Annotated in this window: 1 protein-coding gene and 1 pseudogene; both read right to left on the bottom strand. The window is 69.1% G+C overall.

What is annotated here, in order from left to right:
* Nucleotides 1-81 precede the first annotated feature (81 nt).
* Nucleotides 82-1,170, bottom strand: a pseudogene (gene hisC / locus TFC3_RS30755) (histidinol-phosphate transaminase).
* Nucleotides 1,167-1,845, bottom strand: a 679-nt coding sequence (locus tag TFC3_RS30750) for an RDD family protein (protein ID WP_161952704.1), incomplete at its 5' end; no start/stop codon positions are given. The pseudogene hisC and the gene TFC3_RS30750, both read right to left, overlap by 4 nt.

Genomic DNA, 1,845 nt, shown 5'->3' with positions numbered 1-1,845 from the left:
CTTGTGGCGGCGGCCAGGCGGACGTCAGCGGTGGAACCATCGCCGGAACTTCCGGAGATGCGGCACCAGCCGCCCAGTCCGTCAGGCCGCTGACTTCGCCGCCAGTTCGGCTGCCGCCAGGAACGCATCGTTCTCCGCCGGCGTCCCGATTGTCACCCGCACCCCGTCACCCTGGAACGGTCGCACGATCACGCCGCGTTGCTCGCAGCCCGCTGCGAACGCCGCCGACCGGTCGCCCAGGGGCAGCCACACGAAGTTCGACTGGCTTGCCGGTACGTCCGGGTACAGCCTGCGGATCTCCTCGGTCACCCGGTCGCGCTCGCTGATCACGATGGCGCAGCGGCGCTTCACCTCGGGCTCGGCGTCGAGCGCGGCCAGCGCCGCGGCTTGGGCGACAAGGCTGGTCGAGAACGGCGTCAGCACCTTGCGGATCGCGACGGCCACCTCCGGCTGCGCGACCAGATAACCCACGCGCAGGCCCGCCAGGCCCCAAGCCTTGCTCAAGGTCCGGAGCACAACAACATTCGGGCGATTACCGTACGTCCGCAGCCCATCGGGCACGTCGGCGTCGGTCACGAACTCGCGGTAGGCCTCGTCGATGACCACGAGGGTGTCCTCGGGAACCGTGTCGAGGAAGCGGTCGAGGTCGGCCTTACGCGAACTCGTACCGGTGGGATTGTTGGGGTTGCAGACGATCACCAACCGGGTCCGATCGGTCACGGCGTTGGCCATCGCGGCCAGGTCGTGGCCGTGCTCGGCGGTGTTCGGCACGCGCACGCTGGTCGCGCCCACGCCCGCCGCGATGATCGGCTACGCCTCGAAGGACCGCCACGAGTAGACAATCTCGTCACCCGGCAGGCAGGTCGCCTTGGCCAGGTGCTCGGCGAGCGCCACCGAGCCTCCGCCGGTGACCACCCGGTCGGCGTCCACGCCCAGCCAGCCGGCCAGCTTGTCTCGCAGCGCCACCACACCCATGTCCGGGTAGCGGTGCGACTGGCCGACCGCCTCGGCAATAGCCTCCGGTACGCCCGGCAGCGGCCCGAACGGCACTTCGTTGCTGGCCAGCTTGATGGCCTCGGCGATGCCAAGCTCGCGGACCACTTCCGCCACGCTGCGCCCGGGAACGTACGAGGGCAGCGCATCCAGGTCCGCGCGGGTCAGCCGGGTCATCGTCTTCCTCCGGTGGGATCGTGTTCGTTCTCGGTCTTGACCTCAACAGCCGGCCGGCGCGGGCCGGGTGGAACGGCGACCACCACGGTGGCGGCGGACTTGTCATGCAGGGCCTGATGCAACCGCTGATCAAACAGCACCGAGCCCGCGTCGATGAGCTGAGCCAGGAAACCAATGCCGTAGCAACTCCACAGCGGCGTCCACATGCCCAGCCGCCCCCAGCGCCGGAAGGCCCGCCCGAACCCGAGCGCGGTGCTGTCCTCCAGCTTGACGACCTTGATCCGTAGCAACCACTTGCCCAGGGTCTGGCCACTGTTGGCGAGCGCCGGCACCTCGTACGCGAACCATAAAGCGGTAGTGACGACGAGCATGGTCAGCATGATGTAGCTGGAGCGGGCGGAGACAGCCTCGGGCGAGGCCAGCGGGTCCTGCATGGTGGCGCGGAAGATCGGTTCGACTTCCTGCCACCACTGGTACGCCAACCACCCGTTGACCAGCACATTCAAAGCGAACACAACAACGATGTCGATCAACCGGGCGGCCAGGCGCCGGCCCAGGCCGGCCAGCGCCATCCCGTGCGGGCGGATCTGCATCGTGTAGGGGTACGGGAAGGCGTGCGTGGGCCAGCCGGGCGGGGGCTGGAAGCCGGGCGGGAACTGGCCCTGGGGGTAGCCC

It is taken from the genome of Actinoplanes sp. TFC3, assembly GCF_001553785.1.
Classification (GTDB): domain Bacteria; phylum Actinomycetota; class Actinomycetes; order Mycobacteriales; family Micromonosporaceae; genus Actinoplanes.
This window is presented reverse-complemented; position numbering and strand designations above follow the sequence as displayed.